Source organism: Burkholderia sp. AW49-1 (assembly GCF_053427845.1).
In genome coordinates this window covers 126,980-142,600 of record NZ_JBSAXF010000007.1, presented here as the reverse complement: position 1 = coordinate 142,600, position 15,621 = coordinate 126,980, and the positions used below count along the sequence as shown (strand labels likewise).

The following is a 15,621-nucleotide window of genomic DNA, read 5'->3' as shown; positions in this document are numbered from 1 at the left end:
CGCCATCATCCGCCGCCGCCGCGCCCGACCGGCAATCGGGCGCGGCGGCGCGCCTTCGTTTCAGCGCCCGGCGATCGCCGGTTCGCGCTTGTCCAGTTCCTTCCTCGCGGCCAGCGGCAGGCGGGCATCGTCCCACTGCGTCAGCCACTCGACTTCCTTCGCGGTGAACACCTGTCCGTAGTTGCGCAGCGCGTACTGCAGCGCGTCGACGACGTGATGGCGAATGATTTCGGGGGTACGTGCATCGTCCAGCACGAACCGGAGAGCTTCCAGGGTCGACATACTCGTGCTCCGGGTCAGGGAAAACCCTTTATCACACGCCAATACTCATGCGCCAAGCACGAAAAAAATCGCGCGGCGGGCGATGGCGCGCACCATGCACCGGCCCGGTGCGCACGTCGCGGCGTGCGCCGGGTGACCCTGCATTGCGACGGCGTCGTGTCACTTGCGATTGGTTACGTTTGACAGAAAACAGAAAGCCCCGCTTCATCGGACCGCCGCACGATCCGGCCATATTCTGCGCGCCTGATGGCAGGTCACGCAGTTCAACGTCAATCGATGAGGTGGGGTGATGATGTCTTTCCTTGGTAAGCAGCGGAAGGTGGCGGCGGTGGTGGCGGGCGCGCTGGCGCTCGCAAGCGCGGGTGTCCATGCCGCGCAGCAGGACGGCAACGGTCAGGGCGACGCCGCCGGCCACGGCCGGCGCGTCGTGAAGCACGTGCTGCTGATCAGCGTCGACGGCCTGCACGAGCAGGACCTCGCGCGCTGCGTCGGCGCGAATACGTGTCCGAACATTGCGGTGCTCGCGCAAAACGGCGTCACGTACACGAATGCCTATACGCCGGGCCTGTCGGATTCGTTCCCGGGCCTCGCGGCGCTCGTGACGGGCGGCTCGCCGAAAACGGCCGGCCTGTTCTACGACGTGTCGTACGACCGCAACCTGTATGCGCCGAGCGACACGACCTGCTCGGGCAAGCAGGGCTGGAACGTCGTGTTCGACGAGACGACCGGCATCGATGCGTTCAACGGCGGCGCGCTCGTGCACCTCGACGGCGGCGGCGCGTTCAACCCGCAGGCGATCCCGCATGCGAAGGTCAATGGCCAGTGCGTGCCGGTCTATCCGCACAACTACGTGAAGACCAACACGGTGTTCGAGGCCGTCAAGGCCGGCGTGCCGAACGCGTACACCGCGTGGACCGACAAGCACGCGTGGGGCTACGACTGGCTGAACGGCCCGTCGGGCACCGGCGTCGACGATCTGATGCGCACCGAGATCAACTCGATCGACCCGGCGACGAACACCGCCTACACCGACGTCTATTCGCACACCGCGCGCTTCGACAACCTGCACGTGCAGGCGCTGGTCAACCAGATCGACGGCCGCGACTCGACCGGCACAAAGAACGCGCCGGTGCCGACGCTGTTCGGCGCCAACTTCCAGACGCTCAGCGTCGCGCAGAAGGCGCCGGTCGCGAAGGGCGGCGGCTATCTCGACGCGAACTTCACGCCGAACGGCCAGGTCGCGAACGCGATCACGTACGTCGACAACTCGATCGGCCGCATCGTCAACGAGTTGAAGCAGCGCAACCTGTACACGTCGACGGCGGTGATCGTCACGGCGAAGCACGGCCAGTCGCCGACCGATCACACGAAGCTCGTGAAGAACGGCGACACGCTGACGAAACTGCTCGAAGCGAACAACTATCTCGACCCGAACGGCAACTTCGGCCAGAACAACACGACGACGGGCAACCTGAACGACGGCTCGGGCCTGGTCGGCACGGGCTTCGTGCAGACCGACGACGTCGGCCTGATCTGGCTGCGCGACCGCAGCCAGCGCACGGCCGTGGTGCAGACGCTGAAGGCGAACCTCGGCTGCAACGCGCCGGGGATCTGCGCCGACGGCTCGCAGGCATACATCCTGTACGGCGCGGCGCTGGCCGACCGGTTCGGCGATCCGGCCAACGGCCGCACGCCGGACATCGTCGTCCAGCCGAATCCGGGCGTGATCTACACGTCGAGCACGAAGAAGGACGAGGAGCACGGCGGCAACGCGCCGGACGACAGCCACCTCGGCCTGCTCGTGTCGTATCCGGGCCTCCACCGCGCGCGCACCGTGAGCGATCTCGTCGGCACGAAGCAGGTCGCGCCGACCATCCTCGGGCTGCTCGGCGCCGAACCGAAGCTGCTGCACGCGGTCGTGGCCGAGAACACGCACGTGCTGCCGGGGCTCGGTATCGACCACTGACGCAACGTGACGGGCGGCACGGCGACGCGCCACGGGCGCCGCCGTGCCGTCCAGACGTGCCCGGCCACATCGGGCACGCTCATCGGTCCGCGCATTCGTCGAGCATCCATTCCCTGAAGCGCCGCAACGCGGCGCTCGTCTCGAGGCGCTCCGGCGCGTAGCACAGGTAGTGCCCCTGCGCGTCGACGTCGACGGGCGCGTCGAACGGTTCGACGAGCGCGCCGCTCGCGAGCGTGTCGACGACCAGGAAGCGCGGCACGAGCGCGAGCCCGAGCCCGGCTTGCGCGGCCTGGATCAGCACCGAATACTGTTCGAAGCGGGGCCCCGCGAGCGCGTTCATCCGGGCGACGCGATGGCGCTCCGCCCAGAGCGACCACGCGATTTCCGCCTGCTCGTGCACGAGCCGCGGCGCGGCGGCCGTGTCGGCGGGCGTGCGCAGCGCATGCCGCGCCGCGAATTCGCCGGAACAGACCGGCACGAACGTGCGGCCATCCAGGTAATCGCACCGGACGCCTTCCCATGCGCCGTCGCCATAGCGGATCGCCGCGTGGAGCCCGAACGGAAACACGTCGCCGTGCGCGAGATGGCGGCGAAAACTCAGCGTGACCGCCGGCGCGACGGCCAGAAAGCGCGCGAGACGCGGCACCAGCCACTTCGTCGTGAAGGTCGGCACGCTGGCGATCGTCAGCAGGTCGCTGTCCTCGCGCGCGCTCAGCAATTCGATCGATGCGTTGCCGATCTCGCGCAGCGGGCCGATCACGCGCGCGTGATAAACCTGCCCGGCCCGCGTGAGCGCGAGATTGCGCCCCTCGCGCACGAACAGCTTCACGCCGAACAGCGCCTCGAGATTCGCGATCTGCCGGCTGACCGCGCTCGGCGTCAGGCCGAGCTCGCGCGCCGCATACGAGAAGTTCAGGTACTTCACGGAACTCGCGAACGCGTGCAGCTCCGCGACGTTGGGAAACAGGTGCTTCACGGCGAACTATTCCTTGCGCGCACAGATCGATGCGGGCGTTGTACGTTTTTTTCATGACGATGCCATGTCGGATCCGCACACTGCGTCCGTCACGACGACGCGTGCCGGCCCGGCACGGCGGGCGTTGCGTGACCCGTTCCGTGTCCGTCAGCGAGATTCGCCATGCATTCGCCATCCGCTCCGGCCCTTGCCGAAGCTATTCCGATTCGTCGTAACAAACGGCCGCGCGCGATGGCGGGACGCCTGCTGCTGCGGGCGTTCGTCGCGGCGTTCGGGCTGTATCTCGCGCTGCCGATCGTGCTGCTGCTGATCGGCTCGGTCGGCCAGTCGTGGACGAACACGCTGCTGCCGACCGGCATCACGTCGCACTGGTTCGTCGATCTGGCCGCGAATCGCAGCTTCACCCGCGCATTCGGCACGAGCCTCGCGGTCGCGCTCGCCTGCTGCGCGATCAATGCCGTGCTGGCGCTGCCGCTCGCGTATGCGCTGCATCACCGAGCACTGGCCGGCCGCGGCTTCGCGGCGCGCATCGTGATGCTGATGCCGATCGCGGTGCCGGCGCTGACGCTCGGGTTCGGCTACATCGCGATCTTCAGCGGCGATGCGCTGCCGTGGCTCGGCACGCTGCCGCTGATGATCGCCGCGCACGCCGTGCTGACGCTGCCGTACCTGTTGCAGACGCTGCTGAGCGACCTGCGGCACCTGGGCCTCGCGCATCTCGAGGCATGTGCGGCGACGCTCGGCGCGACGCCGCTGCGCCAGTTCGTCACGATCGTGCTGCCGAACCTGCGGCACAGCCTGTTCTCCGGCCTCGTGATGGTCGCCGCGCTGTCGATCGGCGAATTCCAGATCTCGAACCTCATCGCCGGCTTCCGTTACCGCAACTATCCGATCGTGCTGCTGCAGGCGTTCTACGGCGCGTCCGGGATGGCCTGCGCGGCGACCGTCGTGCTGCTCGTCCTCGCCGTGCTCGCGACGCTCGCCTCCGTCTTCACCGTGCAACGCCTGAAGTGAAACCGTCATGAGTCTCGATTTCGAAAACGTCAGCTTCCAGTATCCGGGCGCCCGTCACGGCGTCGACGCGGTCACGCTGTCCGCGGCCCAGGGCGAACTGCTCGCCGTGATGGGTCGCAGCGGCTCCGGCAAATCGACGCTGCTGCGCCTCGCCGCCGGCCTGCTCGACGGCTACCGCGGCCGTATCGCGATCGGCGGCCGCGACATGGCCGGCGTGCCGGTGTGGCAGCGCGAGGTCGGGATGGTGTTTCAGCACTACGCGCTGTTTCCGAACCTGTCGGTCGTCGACAACGTCGCCTATGGCCTGAAGATGCGCGGCATGGCCGCGGCGCCGCGCCGTCGCCGCGCGCTCGACATGCTCGAACGTGTCGGCCTCGCCGCGCAGGCCGGGCGCAGCACGGCGCTGCTGTCCGGGGGGCAGCAGCAGCGCGTCGCGCTGGCCCGCGCGCTCGTGATCGAACCGAAGCTGCTGCTGCTCGACGAGCCACTCGCGGCGCTCGACGCCGGCATTCGCCACCAGCTGCGCGACGAGATCCGCGCGCTGCAGCGCGCATGCGGCGCGACGACGCTGCTCGTCACGCACGACCAGGACGAAGCGCTCAGCATGGCCGATCGCGTGGCGATCGTCGACGGCGGACGCGTGCTGCAGGCCGGCACTCCGCGCGACCTGTACGAGCGCCCGGCGACCGCGCAGGTTGCGCGTTTCGTCGGCCATTCGACACTGCTGCGCGGCCGTGTGCTGGCGCATGGCGCGGTCGACGTGCGGTTCACGACGCTGTGCGCGGATACGGGTGCGCACCGGCCGGGCGACCCGGTCGAGGTGCTGATCCGTCCGGAACACCTGCAGCCCGATCCACCCGCGTACGTTGCGAACCGCATCGATGGCCGGGTCGGCGAGGTGCGCTACTTCGGCGCGACACAGCGCTTCGATTTCGTGCCGGCCGGCGCGACCGACGCATTGCTCGGCGAAGGGCGCGAACTGCCCGCGCGCTGCGTGTCGATCGAGCCGCGCCATCTGCTCGTGCTGCCCGCCGCGTGAGCGCGGGCGACCTATTCATTCAACGGAGAATCACGATGTCCGCACGCCGCCACTTTCTTCATGCGACGCGCCGCCGCCTGCTGGCGCTCTGCGCGTTGGCGACCCTGGCGCCCGCACTGGCCCATGCCGCGCCGCTCTATCCGGGCGAGGACGCGCTGTACGAGAAGGCCGCCGACGAAGGGCTCGTCGTGTCGTTCGACACGGGCCCGGAGTGGGCGAACTGGAAGTCGCTGTTCGCCGAATTCCGCAAGCGTTATCCGAAGGTCGAGATCACGTACAACGACATCGGATCGGCGGCCACGGTCGTCGCGCTCGACAAGTCGCGACGTCGCCCGCAGGCCGACACGGCCTACTACTTCGCGGCATCGGCGCTCGATGCGACGGCCAAGGACGTCGTCGCGCCGTTCAAGCCGGTCAATTTCGACAAGCTGCCCGCGGTGTTTCGCGCGGCCGACGGCCGCTGGTTCGCAGTGCACTCGCTGAACATCGCGTTGCTCGTCAACAAGAAGCTCGTGAAGAACGTGCCGCAGCGCTGGTCCGACCTGCTGAAACCCGAATATCGCAATGCGGTCGTCTATCTCGACCCGCGCTCGACCGGGCAGGGGCAGGTCGCCGTGTTCGCCGCCGCTTATGCAAACGGCGGCAGCGTCGACAACCCGAAGCCGGGCGCGGAGTTCTTCGGCAAGCTGAAGCAGGCCGGCAACGTGCTGCGCGTCGAGGGGACGACGCCGTATGCGAAATTCGTCAAGGGCGAGATTCCGATCCTGATCGGCTACGAGAACGACGGGCTCAAGGCCAAGTACACGGACGGCATGGGCGATGCGGCCGAAGTCGTGATTCCGCAGGACGGCAGCGTATCGGCGCCGTATGCGATGAGTCTCGTGAAGAACGGACCGAATCCGGCCGCCGCGCAGTTGTGGCTCAATCTCGTGATGAGCGACGTCGGGCAGGGGCTGTTCGCGCAGGGCTACGTGCGCCCGGCCGTGCCCGGCACGCCGGTCGCGCAGGACGTCGCGGCGAAGCTGCCGAACGCGCCGCAGGTGCGTCCGCTGGACGTCGCGAAGGCCGCGACGCACAAGGCCGAAGTCGACCAGCTCTGGTCGCAGGCCACGCTCGGCAAGTAAGGGGCGCGCGATGCGGGTTTCGTCCATGCGGCACGGCGTCCTGCGCCGCTACGGCGCGGCGCCGGCGGCCGCGCTGTTCGCGGTGTGTTTCGTGCTGCCGCTTGCCGCGCTCGTCGGCGCCGCGTTCGACGGCGGCGGTCGCGCGTTCGCCGCGGTGTTCGGCGATCCGCTCGTCGCCGACGCGATCGTGCGTTCGCTGGCGCTCGCGATCGGCGCCGGCACGCTGTCCGTCGCCGTCGGCGTGCCGGTCGCGTTCGTGCTGGCCGGACAGTCGCCGGCGCGGCGCCGCTGGTCGCTGGCGCTGCTCGGCGTGCCGCTCGCCTTCTCCGGCCTCGTGATCGCGTACGGCTTCATCCTCGTGTTCGGCCGCGCCGGTTTCGTCACGATGCTGCTGGCCTCGCTCGGCGCGGACCCGACCGTGGTCGGCGGCGCGATCTATTCGATGCCGGGGCTCGCGTTCGCCTATGCGTATTACCTGATTCCGCGCGTCGCGCTGATTCTTTACCCGGCGCTCGCAAATCTCGACCGGCGGCCGCTCGAGGCGGCGCTGACGCTCGGCGCGCGGCCGTGGCGCGCGTGGTTCGACGTCGCGTGGCGCGAGCTGTGGCCGTCGATCGCGTCCGCGTGGTGCCTCGTGGGTGCGATCGCGCTCGGCACGTACGGCACGGCGCTCGCGCTGGCCGGCACGCAGGTCAACATCCTGCCGCTCCTGATGTACCTGAAGCTGTCCGACGGACAAACCGATTTCTCGCAGGCCGCCGTGCTGTCGATCGTGCTGACGGCGCATTGCACCTGCGTTCTTGCACTGGGGGAAGGACTTGCACGGCAACGACGTCATTGAATGGTCGAACGACACGCGCGACGCGCTGGCGCAACTCGCGCGGCGACAGCGCGGCGCGCAACGGCACCGGATGCCGGTCGGCGTGATCGGGCCGCGCGACGCGACGCACGCGCAGCTCGCCGTCGCCGAGCGGATCGCGCACGGGATCGCGGCGGCGGGCCTCGCGATCGTCGGCGGCGGCAAGCAGGGCGTGATGGAGGCCGCCGCGCGCGGCGCGCGGGCCGCGGGCGGATGCGCGATCGGGCTGCTGCCCGAGGATGACGCGCGGGACGCGAATCCGTACCTGACCGTCGCGCTGCCGACCGGGCTCGGCATCACGCGCAATGCGCTGATCGCGCGCGCGTCCGTGTGCCTGATCGCGGTCGGCGGCGGGCTCGGCACGCTGTCGGAAATCGCGCTGGGGCTGCAATGGGGCAAGCCGGTGTTCGGGATCTGCGACGCGCCGCAGGTGGCGGGCGTCGAGCGTTTCGACGAAGCAGACCCGCTCGTCGCGCGCGTCGCGCGATGGCTGTCCGCCTCGGCGTAGCTCGACTTGAAATGGGGGGCATGACGCGCCATATTGGCCGCGTACGTTCTTCGTCAATGATGCGAAAAGGAAATCCGATGCGTCTGCTGCTTGCCCTCTTGCTGCCGTGGTTCCAGTTCTTCACGATCGGCCGGCCGATCGCCGGCGTCATCTGCCTGATCCTGCAGCTCACGATCATCGGCTGGCTGCCGGCCGCGATCTGGTCGGTGTATGCGCTGAGCCAGTACAAGACCGATCGCAAGATCGAGGCGGCACTGCGCGAGCGGCGGTAGGGGAGCGACGCGCGGCGCCGGCGAGGTCGGCGAATCGGAAAAATCGGCCGGCGATACGAAAACGGCCGCCCCGATCGTCGTCCGATCGAAGCGGCCGCGTGGCTTACTTCACCGCGAACAGCGTCAGGTTCATGAAGATCTTGAACGCATAGCCGAGCGTGACGGCGCCGAGCACGCCGCCCGCCCACAGCACGACGAACCACATCCAGCCGCGCATCCGCGGCCGCGGCGCGTCGGGCTGGCGAGCGGCGGAATCAGTGGTGGTAGTAATGCTGGTCTTCATGGCGCACCTTGCCTCGGAATACCCAGTAACCCATCGTCGTGTAGGCGATGATGATCGGGAGGATAACCGCCGCGCCGACCAGCGTGAAGGTCTGGCTCGAACGCGGTGCCGCGGCTTCCCAGATCGTCATCGTCTGCGGAATTGCATACGGGAACATCGTGACGAGCAGGCCGACGTAGCCGAGCAGCACGAGTGCCAGCGCGAGCACGAACGGCGTCATGTCGTGCCGGTCGCGCACCGCGCGACGCATCCACACCGCGCATCCGGCGACCAGGAACGGCACCGGCAGCAGGCGCCAGAACAGCCCCGAATCGAACCAGCGCTGCGCGATGGCCGGGTCCTGCAGCGGCGTCCACAGGCTGACGACCGCGATGAAACCGAGCAGCACGACCGTCAGCGGCCACACGACGCGATGGAGGCGCCGCTGCAGGTCGCCTTCCGTCTTCGCGACGAGCCAGCAGCAGCCGAGCAGCGCGTAGGTCACGAGCAGGCCGAGGCCGGTCAGCAGGCTGAACGGCGTGAGCCAGTCGAACGCGCCGCCCGCGAACACGCCGTCCTTCACGTCGATGCCCTGCAGGAACGCGCCGAGCGCGATCCCCTGGAACAGCGTCGCACCCGCCGAGCCACCGATGAACGCGAGATCCCACAGCTGCTTGGTGCGCCGCGCCTTCGCGCGGATCTCGAACGACACGCCGCGGAAGATCAGGCACACCAGCATGAAGATCAGCGGCAGGTACAGTGCCGACAGCACCGTCGAATAGACGATCGGGAACACCGCGAACAGCCCGGCACCGCCGAGCACGAGCCACGTCTCGTTGCCGTCCCACACGGGCGCGACGGTATTCATCATCAGGTCGCGTTCCTTCTCGTCCGGGAAGAACGGGAAGACGATGCCGATGCCGAGGTCGAAGCCGTCGAGCACGACGTACATGAAGAGCCCCAATGCGATGATCGCGGCCCAGATTACGGTGACGTCCATAGGTTTTCTCGTTTGCGAATATAAAGGGGCTCAGACGGTCTCGATCAGTTCGTCGACGGCCGACATCGGGCGGCGCGCGGTGTGGTCGGGGCGCGTGTCGGGCTCGCCGTGATGCGCGTCGTGCCCGACGTCGGGCAGCGCGGGGCCGGCCTTCATCAGCTTCAGCATGTAATACACGCCGGTGCCGAACACGAGGAAGTACACGATCACGAACGTCATCATCGACAGGCTGACCTGCTGCACCGACAGCGGCGACACGGCTTGCGCGGTGCGCATCACGCCATAGACGACCCACGGCTGGCGGCCCGCTTCGGTCGTCACCCAGCCCGCGAGCAGCGACACGAATCCGGTCGGGCCCATCACGAGCGCGAAGCGCTGGAACCACTTCGATTCATACAGGCCGCCGCGGCGGCGCAGCAGCCATGCGAGCGCGGCGAGACCGATCATCGCGAAGCCGAGGCCGACCATGATCCGGAAGCTCCAGAACACGACCGTCGAATTCGGGCGGTCCTCGGGCGGGAAGTCCTTGAGCCCGCGGATCTCGCCGTCCCAGCTGTGCGTGAGGATCAGGCTGCCGAGGTGCGGCACCTTCACCGCGTAGCGGGTCGTTTCGGCCTTCATGTCCGGAATGCCGAACAGGTTGAGCGCCGTGCCGCCCTTTTCGGTTTCCCACAGCCCCTCGATCGCGGCGATCTTCGCCGGCTGGTGCTTCAGCGTGTTGATGCCGTGCTGGTCGCCGATCACGGCCTGCAGCGGCGCGAGCACCAGCAGCAGCCACAGCGCCATCGAGAACATCTTCTTCACACCCTTGTCGCGGCGGCCCTTCAGCAGGTGCCATGCACCCGTCGCGGCCACGACCAGCGCGGCGACGATGAACGCGGCGATCGCCATGTGGAACAGGCGGTACGGGAACGACGGGTTGAAGATGATCGCGAACCAGTCGGTCGGCACGACGCGGCCGTCGACGATCTCGAAACCCTGCGGCGTCTGCATCCAGCTGTTCGATGCGAGGATCCAGAACGTCGAGATCAGCGTGCCGATCGCGACCATCAGCGTCGCGCCGAAGTGCGCGCGCGGGCTGACGCGATTCCAGCCGAACAGCATGATGCCGAGGAAGCCGGCTTCGAGGAAGAACGCGGTCATCACTTCGTACATCAGCAGCGGCCCGGTGACGGCGCCCGCGAAGCTCGAAAAGCCCGACCAGTTCGTGCCGAACTGATAGCTCATCACCACGCCGGAGACGACGCCCATGCCGAACGCGACGGCGAAGATCTTCGACCAGAACAGGCAGAGGGTTTTGTAGTACTGCTTGCCGGTCTTCAACCAGCGATATTCGAGCACGGCGATGAAGCTGGCGAGGCCGATGCTCAGCGCCGGGAAGACGATGTGAAAGGAGACGGTGAACGCGAATTGCAGGCGGGCCAGATCGAGGGCCGAAAAAGCGGTGTCCATACCAGTTGACCGAAGCTGACGATACCCGCCGGCGGGGTGCCGGCGGACCCCGGCCGACGGGGCATCGGGGTTGGCTGGAGTATGTGGCGCGATGTTGCGCCGCGAAATGCGCCAACTCGTCGCAGATGTCCAGCCCCGCACGGGCGGTTTCGGGATAAATCGTTGATTCGTATCAAGATCGCGACGCGCGCCGCGGGTGCCGGCGGCGTGGCGGTCTGCCGCATGTGCGGCAATATGGCGCGTCGCATCACGGGAACGGCGCGCCGGCGCGGAGTGTGTGCGCCGTGCCGGTCGCGCCCGGATCGGGCGGTGCGATGCATCGGCAAGCGCTGCGCGAATTGCGTACACTCTGAATCTCGTTTCGGCAGGGCCGGGCGCATCGGTTCCGGTCCGCGTTCACTCAGGGCACGAAGATGATCGATTTACGCAGCGATACCGTGACACGTCCGAGCCAGGCGATGCTGGCCGCGATGACTGCCGCCGAAGTCGGCGACGACGTATGGGGAGACGACCCGACCGTGCTGCGCCTGCAGGCGGTGACGGCCGAGCGGGCCGGCAAGGAAGCCGGCCTGTTCTTCCCGAGCGGCACCCAGAGCAATCTGGCCGCGCTGATGGCCCATTGCGAACGCGGCGACGAATACATCGTCGGTCAGCTCGCGCACACGTACAAGTACGAAGGCGGCGGGGCGGCCGTGCTCGGCAGCATCCAGCCGCAGCCGATCGAGAACGCGCCCGACGGCACGCTGCCGCTCGCGAAGATCGCCGCCGCGATCAAGCCGCTCGACAATCACTTCGCCCGCACGCGCCTGCTCGCGCTCGAAAACACGATCGGCGGCCAGGTGTTGCCGAACGGCTATGTCCAGGAAGCCGTCGCGCTCGCGCGCAGCCGCGGGCTGGCCACGCACCTTGACGGCGCGCGCGCGTGCAATGCGGCCGTTGCGTCCGGCCGTCCGATCGCGGAACTGTGTGCACCGTTCGATACCGTGTCGATCTGCTTCTCGAAAGGGCTCGGCGCGCCGGTCGGTTCGGTGCTGGTCGGCAATCGCGCGCTGGTGGAGCGCGCGCAGCGCTGGCGCAAGGTGCTGGGCGGCGGAATGCGCCAGTCGGGCATTCTCGCGGCGGCCTGCCTGTATGCGCTCGACCATAACGTCGAACGGCTGGCCGACGATCACGCGAACGCCGCGCATCTCGCCGCGGGCCTCGCGCGCATCGAGCCGGTGAAGGTGCTGTCGCATGCGACGAACATGGTGTTCGCGCAATTCCCCGAAGCCGATTGCGCGCCGCTCGAGGCGTGGCTCAAGGAACGCGGAATCCTCACGCAGATGCTGTACGCGTCGCGCTTCGTCACGCATTGCGACGTGTCGCGCGCGGACATCGATACCTTCATCGACGCGGTCGGCGCGTATTTCGCGCAACGGCGCGCGTAAGGCGGAATGCGCCGGCCGGCGGAGGCGCCGGTCATGGCAGCGGCGCGAGCAGCCGGCGCGCCGCTTCGACCACCCGCGCGGACAGCGACGCCATCGTCGGCGACTGCACGGTCCATGCGTGCCAGTACAGCGCGATATCGGTCGGATGCACGGGCGCGAGATCGACGAGCCCCTGCGCGTCGAGCGGCGCGCCGCGGATCAGCGGCTCCGGCACCATCGCGTAGCCGAGCCCGTGCCGCACCGCCGCGAAATGCGCGTGCGTGCCCGGCACGTAATGGCACGGGTACGCGCCTTCTGGCAACCCGAATTTCTCCTTGAGGAAAGTCGACTGCAGCGTATCGCGCCGCGAATACGCGACGACGGGCGCATGGCGCGCGCTCGTGCGGTTCAGCCCGCGCGGAAACCAGCGCACCGCGAACGCGGCCGCCGCGAGCAGCCGGTAGCGCATCGTGCCGAGCGGCGTCGCGACGCAGCCGCGCATCGGTTTCGGCTCGGTCGTTACGCAACCGACGGCCATCCCGCTTTCGAGCAAGGCAAACGTGTGATCCTGGTCTTCGACGATCAGCTCGAACAGGATGCGCTCGCCCGCGAGCACCGACGTCAAGGCGGGCAGGAACCACGTGCCGAGGCTGTCGGAGTTCAGCGCGATCGTGACCGAGATCGGCGATTCGCGTTCGGCCGCGAGCGTGCTCTGCAGGTCGGCCTGCAGCAGCGCGACGCGGCGCAGGTGTTGCAGCACGCGCTGTCCGGCCACCGTCGGCCGGCACGGCCGCGTGCGCAGCACGAGCGGCGTGCCGAGACTCGCCTCCAGCGCGCGCACGCGCTGCGTGACGGCGGACGCGGTCACGTGCAGGCGCACGGCGGCCTGTTCGAAGCTGCCGGTGTCGGCGACGGCCAGCAGCGCGGCGGCCTGCTTCGGATCGATCGTCAGAGACATGTTCTGGATTGCCCGAGACAGATGGTGTTGCTCAAATCAATAAAGCCTTGCCCACTAAGGTGCTACGAACAATCGCGACCCCGGGCGGGCCGGTCCGACGTTGAAATTGGGCGCATCCTGAGACCAAACCTGACCGGTTCGGCATGTTGTGCCAGGTACCGTGCGTCGTGAAACCGAAAATTCTCGACTTTCTCCCGCGTACAGGCGCCGAGCCTCGTTTCCGGTCCCACGACGTGATCTGCTTGCCGTTTCGGACGCGTACAAACCGGTGGTGCTGGCCGATCTTCTTGCGGATCAGTGCGATCGCTCGAGATACCGATTTCGGGTGGCTACGGAGGCGGGATTCGTCTGCGCTTTGATGTATCTCACCACGGCTTCTTCGCAAACGCAGCGGCGCGGTTATCCGAGTTTCTGCACACGCCACGGTTCCACTTTCAGCTTGTGGCGATACTCATCAGGTTCGTCCCGGTCGGGAGTCCCGCAAGAGCGGCGTATTCGTTCGCCGCTTGGCATGCGGAGATCGAGCCAATAAACGCCACCGCGCTTTCGGATGGACATTGTTGCCTCTCCTTGCCTTCCATCCGCGCCGGTCGATCGGCATTTTACCCGGACGAGTTCGATTTCAGAACTTCAAGCCAAATTCGCCTAACCCCTCCGACCTTGAGAAAACCCAGGGCACGCCGACTGGCATGGATTGTCCAATATGAAACCGCGAGCAACTCCGCAGCTTCTTCGTGGAGAGTACGCGAAGCTGGCGCAGCGATCTGAGATCGCTGAAGGGCAGGGCGATCGTCAGACTGAATGACCATCCGGACCGACGTACCGATCACGAAAATGCGCGTCACCTGACGACGCGACTATGCCTGATTTTCGATGTAATCGACTTCGATCGACGATACTCACGTGATATCGTCGCGGAGCGATAGAAGCATCCACCATTCATTCCGTTATGGGGAGCGACATGCGTCTAGCTGATTTCATCGTTCGGAACACGGAACCGATCTTGGTGCAGTGGGAAGCATTCGCTGCCACGCTGCTGCCGGCCGCGAGAAGCATGGACTCGCGCGGGCTGCGCGACCACGCACGCCAGATCCTGGAGGCCGTCGCCAAAGACCTGGGTACCCCGCAAACACGGGAGGAGCAACACGAAAAATCGCTTGGACGCGCTCCCGAACCAGCGAACGCCAAGGAAACGGCGGCGCAGACGCATGCCGTCCTGCGCGCCCGGCGAGGCTTCAACATCAACCAGTTGGCGGCCGAGTATCGGGCTCTGCGTGCCAGTGTGCTGCGCTTGTGGATCGACGAATGCCAGCCGAGCGTGCCTCATTTGGATGACATGATTCGCTTTAACGAGGCAATAGACCAGGCGCTCGCGGAATCAGTTGCTTTTTTTACGGCGCAGGTCGACCAGGCTCGCGACTTGTTGCTGGGTATGCTTGGTCACGACATGCGCACGCCGCTGCAGACCATTCAGGTAACGGCCTCATATCTTGCTGCGCTCAATGCTGGCGAGGACATATCGGAGGCCGCGGCCCGGCTGATCAGAAGCGGTCGTCGTATGCAAGGTCTCCTCGACGATCTCTGCGATTTCAACCGGACCCGGCTCGGGCTGGGCATCAACGTTGTTCCTGGCAATATAGATCTCGCTCATGTCGTCGCCAATGTGGTCGACGAATTGCAGACAGTTCATCCGGATCGCGAGATCAAAATCGACGTGAACGGCGATCTGCGGGGTGACTGGGATGGTCAGCGGCTGCAGCAACTCCTCAGTAATCTGGTGAGCAACGCCATCAAGTACGGCGCGCCCGATACACTGGTGCGGGTGGCCGCGACGTCGGACGACACCGAGGTGCATATCGAGGTAGGGAATAGCGGAGCTGCCATCGATCCGCTCACGCTGGATCGTATCTTCGATCCGCTTCAGCGCGGTGCCGACCGGTCGGAAAGAACCGATGAGGATGTCGGATTGGGGCTCGGTTTATACATCGCCGGCGAGATTGCCAAGGCACATCACGGTCGCATTGATGCGCGATCCGATCAGACAGAAACGGTATTCGCGGTGCACCTGCCAAGACGGGCGCGAATTGAGCTTCCCTGAGCCCGTGTCTAGCCGCGATAACGCAGCGTTGTGTTCCCGTTAGAGCCTCGTCGCATAAGGCGCAGGTCGCCGGATATTCAACAGAGATCAGCAAAGCTTACATAGCCTGCGTTCCGACCCGCGCGAGACGAGTGGTTGGAGATCGATGATTTGCATGTCTTTGTCCGTGATCGACCGTCGTCGGCATGTCGACGCAATTCCTGTGAACGTAAGACGAGAACAGGCGGTAGGGCAAGGCAGTGCGCGTGACGCTCCGGGCGCGGCATGACGTCCCGCCGCGTGCGTCGATGCCGGTTACGCGCGTGTTTTGAACTACGCTGTATGAATGTGCGCCCCGCGCGCCGGCGATATACGCGGGGCGGGTTGTACGACCCGCGCCCTCCACCCAACCGACATGCCCAGCCG

15 protein-coding genes are annotated in these 15,621 nt (G+C 66.9%); 9 read left to right on the top strand and 6 right to left on the bottom strand.

Annotation, left to right across the window (positions count from 1 at the left end; all coding sequences use genetic code 11):
- Positions 1-60: 60 nt before the first annotated feature.
- Positions 61-282 carry a hypothetical protein gene (locus ACV22W_RS13940; RefSeq protein WP_011548933.1) on the bottom strand — a complete coding sequence of 74 codons (222 nt, stop codon included), beginning with the start codon at positions 280-282 and terminating at the stop codon, positions 61-63.
- A gap of 289 nt (positions 283-571) precedes the next feature.
- Between ACV22W_RS13940 and ACV22W_RS13935 the strand changes: the two genes are divergently transcribed.
- Positions 572-2,248, top strand: a complete 1,677-nt coding sequence (locus tag ACV22W_RS13935) for an alkaline phosphatase family protein (protein ID WP_448019898.1) — start codon at positions 572-574, stop codon at positions 2,246-2,248.
- Between the two features lie 79 nt (positions 2,249-2,327).
- On the opposite strand, the gene ACV22W_RS13930 is transcribed toward ACV22W_RS13935, so the two are convergent.
- Complete coding sequence (locus ACV22W_RS13930; RefSeq protein ID WP_448019896.1) at positions 2,328-3,224, bottom strand: LysR family transcriptional regulator; 897 nt, start codon at positions 3,222-3,224, stop codon at positions 2,328-2,330.
- A gap of 162 nt (positions 3,225-3,386) precedes the next feature.
- On the opposite strand from ACV22W_RS13930, the gene ACV22W_RS13925 reads away from it, so the two are divergent.
- The 6 genes from ACV22W_RS13925 to ACV22W_RS13900 all read left to right on the top strand — a co-directional run bounded on the left by ACV22W_RS13925 (position 3,387) and on the right by ACV22W_RS13900 (position 8,040).
- Entirely contained in the window at positions 3,387-4,238 is an 852-nt protein-coding gene (locus ACV22W_RS13925) for an ABC transporter permease (RefSeq protein ID WP_059698068.1), read from the top strand.
- A 7-nt stretch (positions 4,239-4,245) separates the two neighbouring features.
- Positions 4,246-5,277 carry an ABC transporter ATP-binding protein gene (locus tag ACV22W_RS13920; protein WP_448019894.1) on the top strand — a complete coding sequence of 344 codons (1,032 nt, stop codon included), beginning with the start codon at positions 4,246-4,248 and terminating at the stop codon, positions 5,275-5,277.
- A gap of 35 nt (positions 5,278-5,312) precedes the next feature.
- Entirely contained in the window at positions 5,313-6,401 is a 1,089-nt protein-coding gene (locus ACV22W_RS13915; protein ID WP_448019892.1) for an extracellular solute-binding protein, read from the top strand.
- A 25-nt stretch (positions 6,402-6,426) separates the two neighbouring features.
- Positions 6,427-7,242: an ABC transporter permease gene (locus ACV22W_RS13910; protein WP_448019890.1), complete on the top strand. Its 816-nt coding sequence runs from the start codon at positions 6,427-6,429 to the stop codon at positions 7,240-7,242.
- Positions 7,243-7,312: 70 nt separating this feature from the next.
- On the top strand, positions 7,313-7,768 hold the full coding sequence (locus tag ACV22W_RS13905) for a TIGR00725 family protein (protein WP_448020058.1): 456 nt from the start codon (positions 7,313-7,315) through the stop codon (positions 7,766-7,768).
- A 77-nt stretch (positions 7,769-7,845) separates the two neighbouring features.
- Positions 7,846-8,040: a YqaE/Pmp3 family membrane protein gene (locus ACV22W_RS13900; protein WP_044848494.1), complete on the top strand. Its 195-nt coding sequence runs from the start codon at positions 7,846-7,848 to the stop codon at positions 8,038-8,040.
- Positions 8,041-8,143: 103 nt separating this feature from the next.
- On the opposite strand, the gene ACV22W_RS13895 is transcribed toward ACV22W_RS13900, so the two are convergent.
- From ACV22W_RS13895 to ACV22W_RS13885, 3 genes are read right to left on the bottom strand one after another with little or no spacing between them, the layout of a single operon-like run.
- Positions 8,144-8,323, bottom strand: coding sequence for a hypothetical protein (locus tag ACV22W_RS13895; RefSeq protein WP_059598950.1), 180 nt, complete (start codon positions 8,321-8,323; stop codon positions 8,144-8,146).
- On the bottom strand, positions 8,295-9,302 hold the full coding sequence (gene cydB / locus ACV22W_RS13890) for a cytochrome d ubiquinol oxidase subunit II (RefSeq protein WP_059528706.1): 1,008 nt from the start codon (positions 9,300-9,302) through the stop codon (positions 8,295-8,297). Before cydB ends, ACV22W_RS13895 begins: the two co-directional genes overlap by 29 nt.
- A gap of 30 nt (positions 9,303-9,332) precedes the next feature.
- The gene (locus tag ACV22W_RS13885; protein WP_059528704.1) at positions 9,333-10,754 is read right to left on the bottom strand and encodes a cytochrome ubiquinol oxidase subunit I; all 1,422 of its coding nucleotides are present in this window, start codon (positions 10,752-10,754) and stop codon (positions 9,333-9,335) included.
- A 413-nt stretch (positions 10,755-11,167) separates the two neighbouring features.
- Between ACV22W_RS13885 and ltaE the strand changes: the two genes are divergently transcribed.
- Complete coding sequence (gene ltaE, locus ACV22W_RS13880) at positions 11,168-12,181, top strand: low-specificity L-threonine aldolase (RefSeq protein ID WP_448019887.1); 1,014 nt, start codon at positions 11,168-11,170, stop codon at positions 12,179-12,181.
- A 31-nt stretch (positions 12,182-12,212) separates the two neighbouring features.
- Here the strand turns inward: ltaE and ACV22W_RS13875 are convergent, their stop codons facing one another.
- Entirely contained in the window at positions 12,213-13,118 is a 906-nt protein-coding gene (locus ACV22W_RS13875) for an HTH-type transcriptional regulator ArgP (protein WP_448019886.1), read from the bottom strand.
- Positions 13,119-14,079: 961 nt separating this feature from the next.
- On the opposite strand from ACV22W_RS13875, the gene ACV22W_RS13870 reads away from it, so the two are divergent.
- Entirely contained in the window at positions 14,080-15,216 is a 1,137-nt protein-coding gene (locus ACV22W_RS13870) for an ATP-binding protein (RefSeq protein ID WP_448019885.1), read from the top strand.
- Positions 15,217-15,621 lie beyond the last annotated feature (405 nt).